This window comes from Bacillus sp. LR_5 (genome assembly GCF_042709275.1).
This window is the reverse complement of the sequence record NZ_JAVAXX010000113.1, coordinates 1-18,720: the sequence shown is the minus strand read 5'-3', so window position 1 is coordinate 18,720 and position 18,720 is coordinate 1. Positions and strand designations below refer to the sequence as shown.

General features: G+C 45.9%; 23 protein-coding genes. 7 read left to right on the top strand and 16 right to left on the bottom strand.

All coding sequences use genetic code 11. From position 1 onward, the window contains the following. From RAC86_RS20585 to RAC86_RS20545, 9 genes are all read right to left on the bottom strand, one after another. Nucleotides 1–267: SCP2 sterol-binding domain-containing protein (locus tag RAC86_RS20585; protein ID WP_332604043.1), on the bottom strand; the 267-nt coding region annotated here is incomplete at its 3' end. 106 nt (nt 268–373) lie between these two features. Next, the gene (locus tag RAC86_RS20580; protein WP_003228585.1) at nt 374–694 is read right to left on the bottom strand and encodes a thioredoxin family protein; all 321 of its coding nucleotides are present in this window, start codon (nt 692–694) and stop codon (nt 374–376) included. Between the two features lies 1 nt (nt 695). Beyond that, nucleotides 696–1,058, bottom strand: coding sequence for a toprim domain-containing protein (locus RAC86_RS20575; RefSeq protein ID WP_041521423.1), 363 nt, complete (start codon nt 1,056–1,058; stop codon nt 696–698). Between the two features lie 77 nt (nt 1,059–1,135). Beyond that, nucleotides 1,136–1,372: a YusG family protein gene (locus RAC86_RS20570; protein ID WP_124059057.1), complete on the bottom strand. Its 237-nt coding sequence runs from the start codon at nt 1,370–1,372 to the stop codon at nt 1,136–1,138. Nucleotides 1,373–1,427: 55 nt separating this feature from the next. Beyond that, nucleotides 1,428–1,811 carry a glycine cleavage system protein GcvH gene (gcvH, locus tag RAC86_RS20565; protein WP_003222781.1) on the bottom strand — a complete coding sequence of 128 codons (384 nt, stop codon included), beginning with the start codon at nt 1,809–1,811 and terminating at the stop codon, nt 1,428–1,430. A gap of 66 nt (nt 1,812–1,877) precedes the next feature. Beyond that, a complete protein-coding gene (locus RAC86_RS20560) occupies nt 1,878–2,234 on the bottom strand; it encodes an arsenate reductase family protein (RefSeq protein WP_003222779.1) in 357 nt (118 codons plus the stop codon). Nucleotides 2,235–2,344: 110 nt separating this feature from the next. Next, nucleotides 2,345–4,129 (bottom strand): acyl-CoA dehydrogenase FadE, encoded by a 1,785-nt coding sequence (gene fadE, locus RAC86_RS20555; protein ID WP_377885995.1) that lies wholly within the window; start codon nt 4,127–4,129, stop codon nt 2,345–2,347. A 14-nt stretch (nt 4,130–4,143) separates the two neighbouring features. Then, entirely contained in the window at nt 4,144–5,319 is a 1,176-nt protein-coding gene (locus RAC86_RS20550) for an acetyl-CoA C-acetyltransferase (protein ID WP_003228574.1), read from the bottom strand. 10 nt (nt 5,320–5,329) lie between these two features. Further along, on the bottom strand, nt 5,330–7,699 hold the full coding sequence (locus RAC86_RS20545) for a 3-hydroxyacyl-CoA dehydrogenase/enoyl-CoA hydratase family protein (RefSeq protein ID WP_377885994.1): 2,370 nt from the start codon (nt 7,697–7,699) through the stop codon (nt 5,330–5,332). 174 nt (nt 7,700–7,873) lie between these two features. Between RAC86_RS20545 and RAC86_RS20540 the strand changes: the two genes are divergently transcribed. Continuing rightward, nucleotides 7,874–8,020, top strand: a complete 147-nt coding sequence (locus RAC86_RS20540) for a YuzL family protein (RefSeq protein ID WP_003240817.1) — start codon at nt 7,874–7,876, stop codon at nt 8,018–8,020. Between the two features lie 24 nt (nt 8,021–8,044). On the opposite strand, the gene RAC86_RS20535 is transcribed toward RAC86_RS20540, so the two are convergent. Continuing rightward, nucleotides 8,045–8,953 carry a proline dehydrogenase family protein gene (locus tag RAC86_RS20535; protein ID WP_032722491.1) on the bottom strand — a complete coding sequence of 303 codons (909 nt, stop codon included), beginning with the start codon at nt 8,951–8,953 and terminating at the stop codon, nt 8,045–8,047. Nucleotides 8,954–9,047: 94 nt separating this feature from the next. Between RAC86_RS20535 and RAC86_RS20530 the strand changes: the two genes are divergently transcribed. The 4 genes from RAC86_RS20530 (at nt 9,048) to mdtP (ending at nt 11,886) form a co-directional block, all read left to right on the top strand. Then, nucleotides 9,048–9,293, top strand: a complete 246-nt coding sequence (locus RAC86_RS20530) for a hypothetical protein (RefSeq protein ID WP_003228567.1) — start codon at nt 9,048–9,050, stop codon at nt 9,291–9,293. A gap of 12 nt (nt 9,294–9,305) precedes the next feature. Further along, nucleotides 9,306–9,638, top strand: coding sequence for a spore coat protein (locus RAC86_RS20525; RefSeq protein ID WP_003222766.1), 333 nt, complete (start codon nt 9,306–9,308; stop codon nt 9,636–9,638). A 158-nt stretch (nt 9,639–9,796) separates the two neighbouring features. Further along, the gene (mdtR, locus tag RAC86_RS20520) at nt 9,797–10,264 is read left to right on the top strand and encodes a MarR family transcriptional regulator MdtR (RefSeq protein ID WP_192858003.1); all 468 of its coding nucleotides are present in this window, start codon (nt 9,797–9,799) and stop codon (nt 10,262–10,264) included. Beyond that, nucleotides 10,261–11,886, top strand: coding sequence for a multidrug efflux MFS transporter MdtP (gene mdtP / locus RAC86_RS20515; protein WP_021480565.1), 1,626 nt, complete (start codon nt 10,261–10,263; stop codon nt 11,884–11,886). The genes mdtR and mdtP overlap by 4 nt, the downstream gene beginning before the upstream one ends. Before the next feature lie 35 nt (nt 11,887–11,921). Here mdtP and RAC86_RS20510 read toward each other — a convergent pair whose 3' ends face one another. Next, a complete protein-coding gene (locus RAC86_RS20510) occupies nt 11,922–12,305 on the bottom strand; it encodes a tautomerase family protein (RefSeq protein ID WP_009968136.1) in 384 nt (127 codons plus the stop codon). A gap of 18 nt (nt 12,306–12,323) precedes the next feature. Continuing rightward, nucleotides 12,324–13,064, bottom strand: coding sequence for an SDR family NAD(P)-dependent oxidoreductase (locus RAC86_RS20505; RefSeq protein WP_019712948.1), 741 nt, complete (start codon nt 13,062–13,064; stop codon nt 12,324–12,326). Between the two features lie 133 nt (nt 13,065–13,197). Between RAC86_RS20505 and RAC86_RS20500 the strand changes: the two genes are divergently transcribed. Next, on the top strand, nt 13,198–14,085 hold the full coding sequence (locus RAC86_RS20500) for a LysR family transcriptional regulator (protein ID WP_173614299.1): 888 nt from the start codon (nt 13,198–13,200) through the stop codon (nt 14,083–14,085). A gap of 19 nt (nt 14,086–14,104) precedes the next feature. On the opposite strand, the gene RAC86_RS20495 is transcribed toward RAC86_RS20500, so the two are convergent. The 4 genes from RAC86_RS20495 to RAC86_RS20480 form a co-directional block, all read right to left on the bottom strand. Beyond that, complete coding sequence (locus RAC86_RS20495) at nt 14,105–14,392, bottom strand: YusU family protein (protein WP_377885993.1); 288 nt, start codon at nt 14,390–14,392, stop codon at nt 14,105–14,107. A 24-nt stretch (nt 14,393–14,416) separates the two neighbouring features. Next, nucleotides 14,417–15,244, bottom strand: coding sequence for an ABC transporter ATP-binding protein (locus RAC86_RS20490; protein WP_010886609.1), 828 nt, complete (start codon nt 15,242–15,244; stop codon nt 14,417–14,419). 217 nt (nt 15,245–15,461) lie between these two features. Beyond that, the gene (locus tag RAC86_RS20485; RefSeq protein WP_003228545.1) at nt 15,462–15,899 is read right to left on the bottom strand and encodes a YusW family protein; all 438 of its coding nucleotides are present in this window, start codon (nt 15,897–15,899) and stop codon (nt 15,462–15,464) included. 109 nt (nt 15,900–16,008) lie between these two features. Continuing rightward, the gene (locus tag RAC86_RS20480) at nt 16,009–17,805 is read right to left on the bottom strand and encodes a M3 family oligoendopeptidase (RefSeq protein ID WP_377885992.1); all 1,797 of its coding nucleotides are present in this window, start codon (nt 17,803–17,805) and stop codon (nt 16,009–16,011) included. A 133-nt stretch (nt 17,806–17,938) separates the two neighbouring features. Between RAC86_RS20480 and RAC86_RS20475 the strand changes: the two genes are divergently transcribed. Then, the coding region (locus RAC86_RS20475) for an oxidoreductase (protein WP_377885991.1) at nt 17,939–18,720 on the top strand (782 nt) is incomplete at its 3' end.

The window sequence follows — 18,720 nt, the reverse complement described above, 5'->3', positions numbered from 1 at the left end:
CCCCTTTACTTTGAGGCTTCCGCTCTGAATCAGGTGCTGAAGGGAAATGTCTCCGTGCAATAAATCAATAATTTCCGTTTGGTTTCCGTAAAAGGTCAGGTTGGACGTTTGGGGCGGAGAAACTTTTTTCATTTCTCCCTGTTCGTTTATTGAGACGGTTAAGGCTTCTGCTTCTCCTTGGAAGGTAATGAGCAATGTTGAGGCATTCAAAAGGGGTTTTAAAAACAGATGCTGATACTCATCCTCTAAAACTTCCGCTTTCTCCATATGTACAACCTCCTATTTGTTGGTCATACATACACATTTCTCTCTTTGTCGCAAGAACCCCTTTATAAAACGAACGACAATTTCATTGGATTTGCTGAGAAATATGTCATAAATGGGATGCGGAAGATGATTTTTGTTTGATCAGCTCATATAAATAAGAAACGGAATGAAATGCATATCCTCTTTCGACCATCTTTCCGCCTTTAAACAGCAGAAAACAAGGGACGCTTTCAATTTGATACGCTTTTGCGAATGTCGGAGAGTAATTGACATTGTTTTGATAGAAGGCGACATCCGGCAGCATTTCTTTCACCACTGTCAGCATTTTGCTTGCAAGCTGGCAGGTGCCGCAAAACGGAGTATATAAATATAGAAGGTACACATCATCTTCAATGTGATCAAGTTCGTGTTCTTGGAGTTCTTTCATGCTATACACCTCGGGACTTTCTTTCAAGAAAAATAGTATGGACATTCAGATTCGCACGCAGCAATACAGAGGCGACATGGTGCCTGGGTGCAGCCGCTACTTCCTTATAGGCTCTGTCGATATGGAGATGGCAGGCTTCATTAAATTCACGCTTCAGCTGTTTTCTCAATTTCTCACCTGATTCATCAGCATCAACTAATATATAGACGTCTTTATCATAAAGCTCGTCAGCCAATTCCTCAAGCTTCAGCTGGCTGATTGTTCCGTTTGTGCAGATAATGCGCACCGGTTCATTCAGGACGCTTTCGATTTTCTCTTTATCTGATTTCCCCTCAACAATCATAACCTTTTCCAGCTCATCCATCTTCATCTTGTTCACCTGCCGCGTCAAATTTGAAACGTTCAGATTGTAAAAGAAGGCAGTGAAATTCACCGCCAACATTAACACCAGCCGTTTTCGTAGTCACAATCTACATATTTTGCGTTGTCTCCAGAGACCACATCGGCTGTCTTATAAAATTTCTCATTTTCAAAGGAATAACCGGACTTAAGCTCATATTCATTCATGCTTGTCATTTGGCCGATCATCTCATTATCATGATATAACGAGAGCCGGCCATTTTGAAAGCGGCCTGTCACGTCATTGGTGACATCGAGCTTTTGTTTGTCGAAAGCCATATTGGACACCTCCCATAACGTTAGCGTGTCCAATTGCTTTTACGGCTATCCTGTTTTAGTCTTCTTGTGTCATCTCTTCGTATTGCTCTGCTGTCATCAGTTTTTCAATTTCAGAAGCGTCAGATGGCTCAACGACGATCATCCATGCTTTTTCGTACGGAGATTCGTTGACGAATTCCGGACTGTCATCAAGATCTTCGTTTACTTCCACAACCGTTCCGTTAATCGGTGCATAAAGCTCAGATACCGTTTTAACGGATTCAACACTGCCGAATGGCTCGTCCGCTTTGATTTCAGCGCCCACTTCAGGAAGTTCGACAAACACGATGTCGCCTAGTTCGGACTGGGCAAAATGCGTAATTCCGATTCTGGCTTTTTCTCCTTCAACTTTTACCCACTCGTGTTCTCCTGAGTAACGCAAATCTTTTGGTATGCTCAATTGAATCCCTCCATTTTTTACAGCACTACAATAAGAAGATACCACACTTTTCAAAAAAAATTTACATTAAGCCCAGTTTTCTTCAAATTGGTCTTCTTTAAATCCGACAGTCACTTTTTCGCCGTCTGTTGTAAGCGGGCGTTTAATTAGCATACCATCTGAAGCCAGCAGTTCGAGCTGTTCGTCCTCTGACATGTGATACAGCTTTTCCTTGAGATTGAGCTCGCGGTATTTCATGCCGCTCGTGTTAAAAAATTTCTTAAGATCCAGCCCGCTTTTTTCATAAAGCGCTTTTAATTCTTCTTTGCTTGGCGGCTGCTCAGCAATATGTATTTCGTTTATTTCTTTCCCATGCTCTTCAAGCCACTTCTTTGCTTTGCGGCACGTTCCGCATTTAGGGTACCAGTAAAAAGTTAACGACATCTTCTTCCCCCTCAATAAAATAATCGAGGTTATTTTAACACAGTTTGTTTTAAAAACCTAAAACGGTGCTTCTAAAAAAAGAGCTCCGCGCATGCGGAGCTCATGGCCAATCAGACAATATATTTCTCAGCCTCAAAAATGCCTGCCGCCGCCTCGCGTTTTTTCTGAATCACGTTTTTAGGCGTTACGCGCGTCAGCTTGCGCAGAGCGGAAAGCATCATGCGGAGTGAATCTCCTTCTTCCATTGCAATAAGGGATTCCTTCGCATGCGCTTCAATTTCGTTAAAGGCCTCTTGAACGAAAATTTCTGTGTACAGCACCTTTTGCGCTGCTTTTTCAGCGCCTTGTGCGGCAATGGCCTTTTCCGTTCTGAGTACGGCTGATTCCATTGCGTATACATTGCTGACGATATCCGCTACGTTCACGAGAATTTCTTGCTCACGATCGATCGCTTTTCCGTATTTTTGCGCGGCTAGGCCGGCAGCAAACAACGCAATTTTTTTGGCTTGCTTGACGATATATTTCTCCTGCTCTAAGACGCCGCTTCCAGGCTCTTCAGGCATAAGCATCATGAGTTCTTCCTGCAGCGACTGTGCTTTTTCGAATAAAGGCAGCTCGCCTTTAAGCGCTTTTTTCAGGAAGGTGCTTGGCACGATTAACCGGTTGATTTCGTTTGTGCCTTCAAAAATCCGATTGATCCTTGAATCCCTATAGGCCCTTTCTACTTCGTACTCCTGCATAAAGCCGTAGCCTCCATGAATCTGCACGCCTTCATCAACGATATAATCAAGCGTTTCAGAGCCGAATACCTTATTCAGAGAGCATTCGATGGCGTATTCCGCAATCGATTTGGCGATTTGCCGGCCGTCCTTGAGATCTTCGGCCGTGAACTGGCTCATATTGTCTTCAAACAGCCCGACGGTTCTGTATACAGAGCTTTCCATCGCATACAGCCTTGAGGCCATTGTCCCGATTTTTTCCTGTGTCAATGAAAAACCAGCAATCGGCGTTTTAAATTGGCGGCGCTGATTTGCGTATGCCGCAGACAGCTCGATGACGCGTTTAGATGCGCCGATTGTGCCAACCGCCAGTTTGTAACGGCCGATGTTTAAAATATTAAAGGCGATGACATGCCCTTTGCCGATTTCTCCGAGCAGGTTTTCCTTTGGCACTTCAGCTTGATCCAGAATGAGGGTTCTTGTCGATGATCCCTTGATTCCCATTTTCTTTTCTTCCGGTCCCGTGGAGACACCCGGGAACTCTTTTTCTACAATAAAGGCTGAAAACTTGTCGCCGTCTATCTTGGCGTAAACTACAAATACATCGGCAAAAGCAGAGTTGGTAATCCACTGTTTTTCCCCTGTTAATACATAATGGGTTCCTGCTTCATTCAGCACAGCTGTTGTTTTTGCTCCAAGTGCATCAGACCCAGAGCCAGGCTCAGTCAGAGCATAAGCGGCGATCTTTTCGCCTGAAGCGAGTCCAGGCAAATATTTTTTCTTTTGTTCTTCTGATCCGAAAAAGACGATCGGCAAGGAACCGATACCGACATGCGCGCCATAAGAAAGAGAAAAGCTTCCCGCACGCGAAAATTTCTCAGTGATGAGTGCCGAGCTGATTTTATCTAGGCCGAGCCCGCCGTATTCTTCCGGCACATCGGCGCCAAGCAGCCCTAGTTCGCCCGCTTTCTTCAACAATCTGACAGAATGCTCGAATTGATGGTTTTCGATATCATCTATATGAGGGAGAACATCTTGCTCGATGTAATCCTCTGTTGTTTTCGCAATCATTTTATGCTCGTCAGTGAAATCCTCCGGTGTATACATTTGATCGTATGTGACATCCTCGATTAAAAATCCGCCGCCTTTTTGTACGTCAGCCGCTTTTTTTGCCATTTGTTTTTCCCCCTTTAGCATAATTCAAATACACCGGCCGCTCCCATTCCGCCGCCGATACACATGGTCACGACTCCAAATTGCTCGTTTCTCCGTTTCATTTCATGGATGAGTGAGAGTGTAAGCTTTGTGCCCGTACAGCCAAGCGGGTGTCCAAGCGCGATTGCGCCCCCGTTGACATTCACTTTTTCTTCATCAATTCCCAATTCCCTGATGACTTGAATGGCCTGTGAGGCAAAAGCTTCATTCAGTTCAAACAAGCCGATGTCCTGCAGCTGAAGTCCGGCAAGCTTCAAAGCGCGCGGAATCGCTTCCACCGGTCCGATTCCCATGACTTCCGGCGGCACGCCGCCTACTGCAAAGGAGCGGAATTTCACAAGCGGCGCCAGGCCAAGAGCATCGGCTTTTTCCCGGTCCATCAGCATGACAGCCGCCGCTCCGTCACTTGTCTGCGAGGAATTGCCCGCAGTCACCGTCCCGTCAACGGAAAAGGCCGGGCGCAATGTCGATAAGATGTCTGCAGTCGTTTGCGGGCGAACACCTTCATCCTGAGAAAACACAAACTGTTTTTCCATAGGCTTATGGTCTTCTCCGATTTCTGTCACCGTCACTTCTACGGGTACAATTTCATCTTTAAATTTTCCTTCTGCAAGGGCTTTAGCGGCGTTTTGGTGGCTGCGAACGGCAAACGCGTCTTGATCCTCACGGGAGACGCCGTATTTTTTCGCGACTTGCTCGGCTGTGTGGCCCATGCTCATATAATATTCCGGTGCCTTTTCTGCCAAAGCAAGGTTCGGACGGGTAACATGCCCCATCATCGGAACTTGCGACATGGATTCTGCTCCGCCGGCGATCGCTGTATCGTAGGCGCCCAGCATAATTTTTTCTGCTGCATATGCAATAGACTGAAGGCCTGAAGAGCAATAACGGTTAACTGTAATCGCCGGAACCGTGTACGGCAGGCCCGCGAGCGCACCGATATTTCTCGCCATATTAAGCCCCTGCTCCGCTTCAGGCGTTGCACAGCCAATAATCAAATCGTCAATATTGCCTTCGTAACCGCCTGCCCGTTTCAGTGTCTCTTTTACACAAATCGCTCCCAAATCATCCGGGCGAACGGTGGCCAACGAACCTTTTTTTGCTTTTCCAACCGGTGTTCTTGCACCTGACACAATGACTGCCTCTTTCATAAGCTCCCTCCTAATTCCGTAAAGGTTTACCTTTCACAAGCATATGCTGCATTCTCGCTTGAGATTTTGCTTCTCCTGCCAAACTCAAAAACGCTTCTCTTTCGATCTCCAATAAATACTCTTCATCAACCTCTGTACCAAACGGCACTTTTCCGCCCGCAATGACATAAGCGAGTTTTTTCGCGATCTTGAAATCATGCTCAGATATATAGCCGGACAGCTTCATCTGCTCAGCGCCAAGCAAGAGTGCCGCATAACCGGTTTCTCCCGGCACCTTGACCTTTTCTTTTACAGGCGGCCGCCAGCCAGTATCGTATAAAGATGCGGCCAGCTGCTTCGCATCGTATAACAGGTGGTCTTGATTCACGCTGATGTGATCCGTTTCTTTTAAGATGTTCATCTCACGAGCCTCTTGAGCGGAAGCGGACACTTTCGCCATCGCAATCGTTTCAAATGTTTTCATTGCCGCATTCATCGGATCAAGGCCACGGCGTAGATGATTGATGTACAGCTCTTTGTTTCCCCCTCCGCCAGGGATGAGGCCGACACCGGATTCCACAAGTCCCATATAGGCTTCGCTTGCCGCTTGAGTACGCGCCGCCGGCAGGCATACTTCCGTTCCTCCGCCGAGCGTCATGCCAAATGGCGCGGCGACGACCGGTTTCGCACTGTATTTGATTTTCATCATCGTCTCCTGAAAACGGCGTATCACAAAATCAACTTCCAAAAAGTTGTCGTCTTGGACTTCCATTAAGATCATGGCGAGATTCGCGCCGACGCAGAAATTTTTCCCTTGATTGCCGATGACAAGCCCCTTGTAATTCCGTTCTGTTTCCTCTAATCCTTTGTGGATCATTTGAATGATATCGAGGCCGATCGCATTGCTTTTCGAATGAAATTCAAGAAGGGCCACATCATCTCCAAGGTCAATTAAGCTTGCTCCGCTGTTTTTCGCAATCACGCCTTTTGTTTCTTTAAGTGCTTGTAAATGAATTCGTTTTTTATTTTCTTTCACGGCTCTGTATTCGCCGCGGTCATAATAAAATACCGTTCCGTTCTCTTTGATGTAGAAGGTTTCATTTCCTTTGTCCAGCATCTCTTTTATCCAGCCAGGCATATCTGCTCCAAGCTGCTCAAGCTTTTCCGCTGACTGCTTGAGGCCGATGGCGTCCCACATCTCAAAAGGTCCCAGTTCCCAGCCGAATCCCCACTTCATGGCTTGGTCAATCGCATGAATATCATCGGCAATCTCGCCAAGCAGCTCGGCTGAGTAAAGCAGGGTTTGAGATGTGATATTCCACAGCAATCGGCCGGCCCTGTCATCCGAATAAATAAGCGCTTTCATTTTGGCTTTTGTCCCTTTTGCCTGTTTTGCCGCTTCAAGTGCCGGTGATTTCATTTTTGTCCGCTCGCCGTAAGTAAGCGTCACTGGGTCAAGCTCATAAATCGTTTTTCCTTCTTTTTTATAAAAGCCTTGGCCGGCCTTACTTCCGATCCACCCTTTTTCCAGCATATCGTTCATGAAGCTTGGAAGGCGAAACACTTCTTTTTCATCGCCATCAGCTTTGTCATACACATTTCGGGCAACGTGGGCGAATGTATCGAGGCCGACCACATCAAGCGTTCTAAAGGTAGCGCTTTTCGGCCTGCCGATCAGCGGTCCTGTGATCGAATCAACCTCCCCGACCTGATAGCCGCCTTTCAGCATTTCTTGGACTGTCACGAGAAGCCCGTACGTCCCGATGCGGTTTGCGATAAAGTTCGGTGTGTCCTTTGCTGTAACAACGCCTTTCCCGAGGACATTTTCTCCGAAAGCTGTCATAAACTTTAAAATATCAGGATCCGTTTCCTTAATCGGAATGATCTCCAGCAGCTTTAAATAGCGTGCGGGATTAAAAAAATGCGTTCCGAGAAAATGGGCTTTAAAATCATCCGACCGGCCTTCAGCCATTTCCTGCACTGATATGCCGGATGTGTTGCTTGAGACGATGCTTCCAGTCTTTCGATGTTCATCCACAAGAGCGAAAATTTTCTTTTTGACTTCAAGGTTTTCGACAACGACCTCAATAATCCAATCTGCTTCTTTCAGTTTTTCTGCATCATCCTCCAGATTGCCCGGTGTAATATAGGAGGTATTTTTCGCTGATGTGAGGGGAGCGGGCTTTTGTTTCAGCAGTTTTTTCATCGCCTGCCGGCTCAGCCTGCTGCGCACCTCCGGACTGTCCTTCGTCAGCCCCTTTTTTTCCTCTTCCTTTGTCAAATCGTTCGGCACAATATCTAGCAGCAGGACAGGAATTCCGATGTTAGCCAAATGCGCCGCTATCCCGGAACCCATTACCCCCGATCCTAAAACGGCTGCCTTCCGAATGTGTTTGTGCATGAGATATCCCCCTTGAACATTGAATGAATAGTCATTCATTTTTTGACTAAAAAAAATGAAACCCGTTTCTTCTTTCATCTTAAAAGATTTCCGGTTCGACTTCAATAGCTAATTTGTTATTTTTTTGTATGAAGCCTATAAAAGTCGGGCAACTTAAGCCCGGAGGTGAAGGGAATGGTACGAGAGAAAAAAAATCCGTCTTCAGCTGCAGTCAGCGCGGCGAGCGTAAAGGGAGATGCCGGTCCGACTCAGCATTACGGCGGCGGAAAACGGACAAGTCAAAATCAGCAGTATAAAAAACATAACATGGAACAATCATAATGCAGCTGCTTTCCGCGGCTGCTTTCACTTTTTCAAAATCCCTTTTAACACAAACGCTGCATTGGCAGGCCGCTCGGCAATTCTTCTCATAAAGTAGCTGAACCAGTCCGTTCCATATGGGACATACACACGCATTCTGTAGCCTTCCTTGGCGAGTTCCTTCTGACGCTCCGGCCTGATGCCGTATAGCATTTGAAACTCAAATTGCGATGCGGGGATTTGATGTTCGGCGACGAGCTGTTTCGTAAATGCAATGATGTCATCGTCATGTGTGGCGACAGCCGTGTAGTTCCCGCTTAACAACTGCAGCTTTATTAAGCTCTGAAAATGAAGGTCCGTTCCTCTTTTGTCGGGAAACGCTACGGCCGCAGATTCTTTATAAGCGCCTTTTACAAGTCTGAGATTCGGCTTTAAGTCCCGCATCTTTCTGATATCTTCTGCCGCCCGGTACAGATACGCCTGAATGACCGTGCCGAGCTTCTCAAATTCCTGTTTGCATTGCCTGTAAATAGAAAGTGTCTGTTCATAATGGGAATAGTCTTCCATATCAATGGTCACAGCAACATCATATTGCTTCGCAACGGAAAGAATGGCGCGCAAATGAGTAAGAGCAAGTTCTTCTGAAAGATCGAGCCCGATTGAGGTCAGCTTAAGTGAAAGCTCTGAGTCCAATTGATGTTCGGCAATGGCTTGAATGGCTTTCTTGCATTCCTCTGCGACTTGGTTTGCTTCTTTTTCCGAAGCTGCATACTCGCCTAAATAATCAATTGTTGCACACAAACCGGATCTGTTTAGCCTTTTGACGGTCTTAACCGCCGATTCAATCGTATCCCCTGCGACAAACCTTCGTGCTCCAAGCCGCGTTCCGTATGCTTTTGCGAACTTGGTAAGTGTTTTATTTTGAGATAAGAATAAAAACACATGTCTCAACATCCGACTCCCTCCCGCCGTCATCTTCAAAACACCTGTATATAACTCCCAGTCTGAAGGAAACTATAAAATGAACAGAAACCAAAGGAGGATCACAATGGATAATCAGCAGCAATCTCAAATGCCGCCTTCCGTTATTTCGACAAAGGATCATTTGTATCTCAATGACATGCTGAACTGGAATTTGCTCGCGATGAAAAAAGCGCATTTCATGGCGCAGCAGTGCCAGGATCAAACGTTAAAGCAAGAACTCGACCGCGTCGGACACATGCATCATGATCACTATCAAAGAATATTAAAGCACCTGCAGCCAGGCCAGCAGCAGTCCGGCTACATCCAATAAGGAGGCGCCAGAATGAATCAGCAAAATCAAAAAATCAGCAACCCGCAGACACCTGTACCGACAACATCGGAAATGAATGACAGAGATTTCGTCAACGAATTGCTGACAACCGAAAAATACATGACAACAGCTTATTGCACTGCTTTGCACGAATTCAGCCACGAGTCTCTTTATCAGGATATTCAATCCATTTTTGATGAGTCACAAAAAGCGCAAAGAAAACTATATGATCTCATGTTCCAATATGGATGGTATTCTGTTGAAGCGGAGGATGCACAAAAGCTGCAGCAGTCCTATCAAAAATTCCAGCAGACCATTCAGCAGCAGTCTCCTTATCAGCAATAACAACATTAGTAAAAAGGATACGATGTTCTTTAGGGCATCTATCCTTTTTTTGTTTAAAATCAGTTGACTTTTCATTTACGCTTATTTATATTTAATAAGCATTAACTATTTTGTCATTAAAATATATATACAGTGTATGTAACAGAGGGGAAATGAATATGAAGAGTGCGGATCAGTTAATGTCCGATATTCAATTATCGCTTCAGGCGCTCTTTCAAAAGATACAGCCTGAAATGCTGGAAAGCATGGAGAAACAAGGTGTCACCCCAGCGCAGCTGTTTGTGCTGGCCAGCCTAAAGAAACACGGCAGCCTCAAAGTTTCTGAAATTGCCGAGCGTATGGAGGTGAAGCCAAGCGCGGTGACGCTGATGGCAGATCGCCTTGAACAAAAAAATCTTATCGCCAGAACACACAACACAAAAGACAGGCGAGTGATTGATCTCAGTCTTACTGACGAAGGAGACAGAAAGTTCGAGGAGATTCTGGCAGGCAGAAAGGCCATTATGGCGCGCTATCTTTCCTTTTTGACGGAGGAGGAGATGCTGCAGGCGGCGCATATTACAGCAAAGCTCGCACAAGCAGCAGAAACGGATGAAAAGCAAAACATGAAAAGAGGAAACGGATGAAAATGAGTAAAGAAGGCAAACAATCAAAACGAACGTTATTAATAACAGGCTTAATTATTGCCATGTTTTTTTCAGCCCTTGACGGTACCATTGTCGGAACGGCCATGCCGAAAATTGTCGGTGATCTGGGCGGTTTGAGCATGATGACCTGGCTGACAACTGCATATTTGTTAACATCAACAACCATTGTTCCAATTGCCGGTAAACTGGCTGATTTATTGGGACGCCGCATTGTCTATGTATCAGGTTTGATTATTTTTATGGCCGCTTCTGCTTTATGCGGAATGGCCAACAACATGACAGAATTGATTATCTTCCGTGGACTGCAGGGAATCGGCGGAGGCATCATGATGCCGATGGCGATGATTGTTATCGGTGACTTATTCACAGGAAAACAGCGTGCTAAATTCCAAGGTGTCTTTGGCGCAATTTACGGGCTGGCTTCAGTGATTGGGCCGCAAATCGGCGGCTGGATTGTAGACTCGTTAAACTGGAAATGGGTTTTCTATATTAACCTGCCAGTCGGAATTATTGCGGTTATTTTTATTGCCAGAGGATTACAGGGACGCCAGCAGACTGGTCCGATCAACTTCGATATCGCTGGTATTTTCACAATGATTGTCGGTGTGGTCAGCCTCCTGCTCGCCTTAAGCTTTGGCGGAAAAGATTATGCATGGGATTCATGGCAGATTCTTGGGTTGTTCGCTCTCGCACTGATCGGCATTGTCAGCTTTATCATCGTAGAATCAAAAGCAAAAGAGCCAATCCTGCCAATGTATTTATTTAAAAACAGAACATTTACATTTCTAAACTTGATCGGCTTCTTTATGAGTATCGGTATGTTTGGCGCCATTACGTTTGTTCCTTTCTTTATGCAGGGAATTGTCGGTGTAAGTGCGTCTGAATCGGGTACAATTATGACACCGATGATGATTTCTATGATTATTACAAGTATCATCGGCGGACAGCTTGTTTATAAAATCGGGATTAAACCGCAAATCATTGCAGGCATGCTGGTTATGGCCGGCGGATTCCTGCTGTTAACGACATTGGATCTCGACACGAGCAAGCTTGTCGCTACATCTTTTATGGCGATTATTGGTCTGGGAATGGGTCTTGTTATGCCGATTCTGACATTGGCTTTACAGGAAAGCTTTTCGAAGGAGGAGCTTGGAGTTGTCACTTCATCCAGCCAATTCTTCCGTTCTATCGGCGGAACATTCGGCATTACCATGCTGGGAGCCGTAATGAATGCGAGATCAGGAAATCTATTAACAGATAAATTGGTTCCATATTTAGACTCTCTTCCGGCACAGGCAAGCTCGTTTGCCGCCCAGCTAAAGGGTATGATTGATACAAATCCGCAAGGGCTGCTGCAATCACTGTTCAGTCCGGACGCGGTCAAACAAATCCCTGCGGCTTTCTCATCCCATATTGTGCCGATTTTAAAAACATCGTTGATGGATTCGCTCCACAGCGTGTTTTATACGGGCCTGATCTTTATCGCAGTCGGAGCCGTATTCACCTTGTTCTTAAAACCTATCAAGCTATCAAATAAGAAAGCGGAAGACCAACAAGAAAAAGAGAAGGCGGCAAAAGCCGTTGAATCACCTTCCCATTAATAGAGCACCCCGCGGGTATCAATCCGCGGGGTTTTTTATTCAATCATCTGGGCTCTTCCATTTCCGAAAGACCAATCCTCATCCTGATTTCCGGCCAGCATGATAAACACATCTTCTTTTCTTACACCAAGCTCGGAATGAATCCGGCTCGCGATTGAGCGGTAAAGTGCTTTTTTCTGTTCAGTTGTTCTTGACTGTTTCAGTGTAAAATGAATGTATATCAGTTCATCAGTACGCTCGACTTGGAGATAAAATGGATCATAAAAAAATTCGCTTTTTTCATATTGTCTGATGACTTGGAAATAGTCATCTTCCGGCACATTGATTTCTTCAATCATCGATTGGTGGATAGTCCTGCTCAGTTTTTGAAGCCACACTTCGCTTCTTCCCGACCGTAAATGAATCTGTACAAATGGCATCTCCCCGCATCCCTTTCTTTACAGCGTCTGTCCGCTGTCAATTGTGATAATTTGGCCTGTGAGTGATTCCTGTTCAATTAGTGAACAAATCAATTTGGCAACATCATCTGGTTCAGCAATACACTGCAGCAGCAAAGAGCCGATCATGCTTTTCATTTTTTCTTCCCGTCCGGCCCACCATCTCGTTGCCACAGCTCCTGGTGCTACACCGCTCACTCTGATTTCAGGCGCTAAGGCGTGGGCCAATGATTTCGTTAAACCGTGCACCGCTGATTTTGATACTGCGTAAGGCATTGATGAGCCGGCACCAGTTATCCCTGCGATGCTGCCGACGTTTACGATCGCCCCGTCCTTGCTTTTCTTCATGAACGGAACCACTGCCCGCGCGCAGAAAAACATCCCTTTCACATTGACGGCATACAGCTCATCCCAGACGTCTTCTGTCGCAGCCTCAAGATCATCCATTGGAATATGCCGTGTAATGCTGGCATTGTTGACTAAAATATCAACCGTGCCGTGTGTGTTCACGATTGCTTGAATCATATCCTGCACGTCGCTGTTTTTGGATACATCTGCTTGGATGGCGAAGGCTTGCCCGCCAGCTTTTTGAATCATTTCCACTGTTTCCTCCGCTTCTGATTGCGAGCGTGAATAATTCACCGCCACAATCGCCCCACGCTTTGCCAATTCCATACTGGCTGCTTTTCCGATTCCTGTGCCGCCCCCCGTTACGAGAGCTATTTTGTTCAAGACATTCATTGCCGCCACTCCTTGCTGTTGACTAAAGTATATTTCTGATTCCATTGTAATCCAGCTTTGATGTTACGTATAATGATTGTTAAAGATACTAGATATCACTCAGATTGATAGTAAACGAACGGAGGAGTTCAAAATGGAAAGCGGAGATTTACGTGTGTTTCAAATGGTAGCTCGTGAAGGGAGCATTACGAAAGCAGCCCTGCAGCTTGGCTATGTACAATCGAATGTCACGGCCAGAATTCAACAATTGGAAGCTGAGCTGGGTACCACACTGTTTTTGCGCCATAATCGGGGCATGACACTTTCTGCAAGCGGAAAATTGCTGCTGGACTACGCAAATAAAATTATAGGCCTTCTTGATGAAGCGTCTAAAGCGCTCTCATCCTCCGCAGAACCAAGCGGGCCGCTTATGATCGGCTCCACTCAGACAACCGCCGCGGTAAGGCTTCCAAAGCTTCTGGCATCTTATTATGAAGAACATCCAAACGTCCAGCTGTCTTTAACAACAGGACATACGCAATTTCTCCTTGATAAAGTTCTTCGTTATGAATTGGATGGCGCGTTTATCGGATGCGAATGCCATCATCCTGAGCTCGAATCCTATCCTGCGTTTGAGGAAGAACCAGTAGTTGTTTCGGCTGCCTCCGTGCCCGATGTTGAGGAAGCCATCACAAAGCCGATTCTCGTTTACAGCACAGGCTGTTCGTATCGAGAAACACTTGAAAAATGGCTGCGTTCCGTCGGTGTCACACAGCCGGTCATTATGGAATTTGGGACGCTTGAAGCAATTATCGGCGGGGTTACAGCAGGTCTTGGCATCTCGTTGCTGCCAAGAACGGTTGTGCAGAAACATGAAGCAGAAGGATCAATTCGATTGTACCCGCTGCCTGAAGCGCTCAGCCAGATGAAAACAGAGTTTATTGTTCGAAAAGATTCGTTTATCAGCAGCGCGCTGAGAACCTTTATGGATTCCTTTACGCCAGTTAAAACGGCTGAATCACAAAAAAGCAGTCTGCTATAATGAACAGACTGCTTTTTGGCTATTGTTTGTTTCGATGCGCTTCATTTAATTCCTTAATATGCTGAATGATCTCTTTAATGCCCTGCTTCGCGTCGGGGTATGTCGCATTCCAATGCTTAGCGAGCGGAGGCATGCTTTTGGCTATATGGGTGTACAAAATCCATTGCTTCACTTCTTCTTTTAGCTCATCGTTTGTTTCACCAAGCAGAAGCTCAATATACTTCTCCAGCAATCCATCAAGCTGCTCCTGAAGTTTTTGTTCCATTTTCCATCTTCCTTTCGAAAAAACAGCAAGGAGCTTTCTCAATTGAAAGCTCCTTCGCTGCGTTATTTATCCATGTGATGTGAAAGCCGCTTCCTGGACAATGCATCTGCCCCTGCCATGAGGAATGCAAAGAGGCGTTCCGAAGAGCGGGTCCTGTGTAACCTGACAGTTCATAGAAAACACATTTTGCACAAGATCACAAGTGATGACCTCTTCCGGACGGCCTTCTGCATAAATCCGTTTATCTTTTATGGCCACAAGATGATGCGCATAGCGGCACGCCAAGTTTAAGTCATGGAGAACCATAACAATCGTCCGGTCTTCCTTTTCATTCAGCTCAAACAGCAAATCAAGAATTTCAATTTGATGCGTCATGTCTAAATACGTCGTCGGCTCGTCAAGAAGGATGATATCCGTTTCCTGGGCAAGCGTCATCGCGATCCAAGCCCGCTGGCGCTGTCCGCCTGACAAAGAATCAACGGCACGGTCAGCCATGTCCTCAAGCTTTGTTGCTTTAAGCGCTCTTTCAACTGCTTCCTCATCCTCTTTTGACCACTGCTTCAGCCAGTTTTGGTAAGGATATCTTCCTTGCTTCACCAGCTGATGCACCGTCAGCCCCTCTGGAGCCGAAGGACCTTGGGGCAGGATTGCGAGCTCTTTTGCGACTTCCTTCGTCGGAAGCTTGGCAATCGCTCTTCCTTCCAGCAGCACTGAACCGCCTCTCGGCTTCATCAGGCGCGCTAATGAACGTAAAAGTGTCGATTTTCCGCAGCCATTGCTGCCAATAAATACGGTAATTTCACCTTTGGGAATTGTTAAATTCAACTCATCAATAATAACGGCATCCCCGTATCCTAAGCTCAGCGTTTCTGTAGAAATTGCACTCATACCCATAACCGCTCCTTTTTGCTGGCTTTTTAGCAGCACTATGTATTGCACGTTTTCTATATACATGCTTTTAAGTCAATTGTCATCAATGCAAATGATTCCGATATTCAGCCATTTGATATGGTCATATATCCCTCATTGTAGCAGAAAACACTGACTTTGAAAATCATTTTCAATTAGTTTTATGGACATAATTGACGTTTATGGGTTTTTTATCACAAGATTACTTCTTGATTTCTCTGATGGAGCCGTCCTTCAGCTTCAATTTTAAATCGATATGATCATAATGACTGTCCAGATTAAATGCTGCCAGCACACTGTGTATCACTTCTGTTTCAGCCATTTGGTCTGTCACGGAAAGCTCGCTCAAAATCATTTTCATCTCATCTAACGCTTCTTCTCCTTCCTGATTGACACCGGAGAGCTTATCCTGTATTTCCGCTTTTTCCTGAGTCCCGTTCTTTGTATAGATTCCTTCATAACGGTTATGCTCACCATCCCCGTAGCTCACACGAAGCGAAAAATTACTGTAGGGAACGGACTTCAGCTGGGTGACGGCTGTATTTTCTCCTTCTGCCTGATGCTGGTCTTCATTGAAACGGCAGCCCGCAATCAGAACCACTGCGAGACATACAGCCCCGGCTGCTCTGATCAAATGCATATGTTTCCCCCCTGTAGGATTCCATTTATTTTAGGTATATCCAGAGAATGAAATCCTCATTCAGAGAAGAATTGAAAAAGCCGTGGCATTTAACACCACGGCTTTTTCTTTAAGATTCGGTCATTTGTAAAAAGGTTTCGGCGTCACGCACAGCCAGCTTGATGGCATTCTCCCAGAAATCGCGCTTCGTGATGTCAGCGCCCAAATGCTTCATCGCCAAATCCTCCACTGTCATAGAAGCCGTATCTCGCAATAGCGCCATATACTTCTCTTCGAATGCGTTTTTTTCTTCAAGCGCCAGCGCGTAAATGCCAAGAGAAAATAGGTAGCCGAATGTATAAGGGAAATTGTAAAACGGCACCCTCGTGATGTGAAAGTGAAGTTTTGATGCCCAAAAAAGCGGATGATATTCTTCTAACGCATTGCAGTATGCCTCTCTTTGTGCCTCTTCCATCAGCTCATTCAAGCGGCTGGCCGGTACCACTCCCCGCTTTCGTTCCTCGTAGAATCTCGTTTCGAATAGAAATCTTGCGTGAATGTTCATGAAGAACGCAACACTTCTTTGCACTTTATCCTCCAGAAGAACAAGCTTCTCTTCCCTCGTCTCGGCCTGCTGGACAGTCGCGTCCGCCACTATCATCTCTGCAAACGTTGAAGCTGTTTCTGCAACGTTCATGGCGTAGGAGCGGTTTAACGGCCTGACGTTGAGCATTGCTTCCTGATGGAACGCGTGCCCGAGTTCATGCGCAAGGGTAGAGACATTTGAGGCGCTGCCCGAAAATGTCATGAAAATCCGGGATTCCCCGCTGTCAGGAAAGCTCGTGCAAAAGCCGCCGACTCTTTTTCCGCTCCTGTCTTCCGCCTCAATCCAGCCGTCCCGAAACGCTTTTTCAGTGAATGAGGACAGCTTTTTGCCAAACGTTGAAAACTGGCTGGTAATGATATTTGCGGCTTCATCATACGAATAGACCTTTCCGTCAGAACCGATCGGTGCCTCGACATCGTACCAGCTGAGTTTTTCAAGGCCGAGCATGGATGCTTTCCGGTTCAAAAACTGAACGAACGGCTTCTTGTTTTCAGTGATGACCTGCCACATCGTATCAAGTGTTTCTTTTTTCATCCTGTTAATTTGCAGCGGTTCCTTCAGGACATTCTCCCAGCAGCGCGCTTTATAGGTTTCAAGCCGGAATCCCGCCAAATGATTCAGCGTGCTGCTGAAAATATCTTGCTTGCTCTCCCAAGCTTGGCGGAAACGTTCATATACTGTTTTTCTGACAGCACGGTCTTGATGGTCCATCATATTCTCTGCCTGACCGACAGACAATTGCTTGTTTTCACCGTTTTCCTCATACGGGATCGTCATTTTCCCGACAACCATATTGTATAAGTCACTCCAAGCGTGATATCCGTCCACGGCAAAGTTCCCGATCAGTTTTTCTTTACCGGGGCTAAGCTTTTCGGCAACCCTCTGTCTTCTTTCATTTAATATGTAAGATACATCGCGCAATCCCGGTTTTGTTAACAACCTATTCCACACTTCTTGATCAATGTCCACAAGTTTATGATCTAATGTAACGAGCGACGATTGAAAATCTGCGGAAAGCCGGTTCATGAGTGCCTGATGCTCTATAGCCTTTTGATCATTGATATTCTGGGCCTGAAGGCAGGCAACAAACGCGCCGGCCTGCTGAAGCTTGACGGATGTCTGTTCGAATAAATCAAGCAACGCGGTCAGCCCTTCAGCCTCTTCAGGCGATTCAGGCACCTGAAACGCATCAGTCCTGTCTTGAAATGCACGCAGACTTTGTGACAGCTTCTCAATATAACCTTTGAATTCTTCCGATTGGCTCCCGCCCTTAAAAAATGAATCAAGATCCCATCTTTGGCCTATCCCTTCCAACGCCATTTCACAAAACCCCTTTCCTTCTTTCATCTATTATAGAACAATTCTGAATTGTTGTATAAAAATTTCTTTTTACAGGCGTCATCTCCTGTTCAGGATAGTACAATAGCTGTAGCAGTTTAATAGGAGGTATAGGATGAATAAAAAAATAGCCATCGTAACAGGAGCGTCCAGCGGCTTCGGTCTGCTGGCAGCTGTAAAGCTTGCCCGATCATTTTTCGTGATAGCCACATCAAGACAGCCTGAAAAAGCGGAACAGCTTCGGGAATTGGCTGCAGCACACAATGTGTCTGATTCCATTCTCATTACAGCTCTCGATGTCACCGATGAACAATCTATAGCCTCATTCGGAAAAGCCGTTAGTGCTTACGCCCCGATCGACTTACTCGTTAACAACGCCGGAACGGCTTATGGAGGTTTTGTCGAGGATGTGCCGATGGAACATTTCAGACAACAATTTGAAACGAACGTCTTCGGAGTGATCCATGTGACAAAAACCGTGCTGCCTTACATAAGAAAGCATGGCGGCGCAAAGATTATAAACGTGAGCAGCATCAGCGGACTGACCGGATTCCCAGCGCTGTCACCATATGTTTCTTCTAAGCATGCATTGGAAGGTTTTTCTGAAAGCCTGCGTATCGAGCTGCTTCCGTTCGGAATCGAAACCGCTTTGATCGAGCCGGGCTCATACAAGACATCAATCTGGTCAACGTCATTATCAAATTTTATGTCGGTGCCTGCTGACGATTCAGCTTATCATCAATACTATAAAAAGATCCTTTCCTACGTTCAAAAAAACGGAGAAGAAAGCGGAGATCCCCAAGAGGTTGCCGACCTCATTTATCAATTGGCAACAAAACAGCACATAAAGAAATTGCGATACCCGATCGGAAAGGGCATCAAGCTCACCCTGCTATT

Excerpts from the sequence above, each read along its gene's own strand:
- RAC86_RS20550 (WP_003228574.1), bottom strand. The coding sequence starts at position 5,319 with ATGAAAGAGGCAGTCATTGTGTCAGGTGCAAGAACACCGGTTGGAAAA.
- RAC86_RS20490 (WP_010886609.1), bottom strand. The coding sequence starts at position 15,244 with ATGGGTATGAGTGCAATTTCTACAGAAACGCTGAGCTTAGGATACGGG.
- fadE (WP_377885995.1), bottom strand. The coding sequence starts at position 4,129 with ATGGCAAAAAAAGCGGCTGACGTACAAAAAGGCGGCGGATTTTTAATC.
- RAC86_RS20575 (WP_041521423.1), bottom strand. The coding sequence starts at position 1,058 with ATGGATGAGCTGGAAAAGGTTATGATTGTTGAGGGGAAATCAGATAAA.
- RAC86_RS20530 (WP_003228567.1), top strand. The coding sequence starts at position 9,048 with ATGGATAATCAGCAGCAATCTCAAATGCCGCCTTCCGTTATTTCGACA.
- RAC86_RS20535 (WP_032722491.1), bottom strand. The coding sequence starts at position 8,953 with ATGTTGAGACATGTGTTTTTATTCTTATCTCAAAATAAAACACTTACC.
- RAC86_RS20570 (WP_124059057.1), bottom strand. The coding sequence starts at position 1,372 with ATGGCTTTCGACAAACAAAAGCTCGATGTCACCAATGACGTGACAGGC.
- RAC86_RS20500 (WP_173614299.1), top strand. The coding sequence starts at position 13,198 with ATGGAAAGCGGAGATTTACGTGTGTTTCAAATGGTAGCTCGTGAAGGG.
- RAC86_RS20505 (WP_019712948.1), bottom strand. The coding sequence starts at position 13,064 with ATGAATGTCTTGAACAAAATAGCTCTCGTAACGGGGGGCGGCACAGGA.
- RAC86_RS20545 (WP_377885994.1), bottom strand. The coding sequence starts at position 7,699 with ATGCACAAACACATTCGGAAGGCAGCCGTTTTAGGATCGGGGGTAATG.
- RAC86_RS20560 (WP_003222779.1), bottom strand. The coding sequence starts at position 2,234 with ATGTCGTTAACTTTTTACTGGTACCCTAAATGCGGAACGTGCCGCAAA.
- RAC86_RS20480 (WP_377885992.1), bottom strand. The coding sequence starts at position 17,805 with ATGGCGTTGGAAGGGATAGGCCAAAGATGGGATCTTGATTCATTTTTT.
- RAC86_RS20510 (WP_009968136.1), bottom strand. The coding sequence starts at position 12,305 with ATGCCATTTGTACAGATTCATTTACGGTCGGGAAGAAGCGAAGTGTGG.
- RAC86_RS20525 (WP_003222766.1), top strand. The coding sequence starts at position 9,306 with ATGAATCAGCAAAATCAAAAAATCAGCAACCCGCAGACACCTGTACCG.
- mdtP (WP_021480565.1), top strand. The coding sequence starts at position 10,261 with ATGAAAATGAGTAAAGAAGGCAAACAATCAAAACGAACGTTATTAATA.
- RAC86_RS20540 (WP_003240817.1), top strand. The coding sequence starts at position 7,874 with ATGGTACGAGAGAAAAAAAATCCGTCTTCAGCTGCAGTCAGCGCGGCG.
- mdtR (WP_192858003.1), top strand. The coding sequence starts at position 9,797 with ATGAAGAGTGCGGATCAGTTAATGTCCGATATTCAATTATCGCTTCAG.
- RAC86_RS20485 (WP_003228545.1), bottom strand. The coding sequence starts at position 15,899 with ATGCATTTGATCAGAGCAGCCGGGGCTGTATGTCTCGCAGTGGTTCTG.
- RAC86_RS20580 (WP_003228585.1), bottom strand. The coding sequence starts at position 694 with ATGAAAGAACTCCAAGAACACGAACTTGATCACATTGAAGATGATGTG.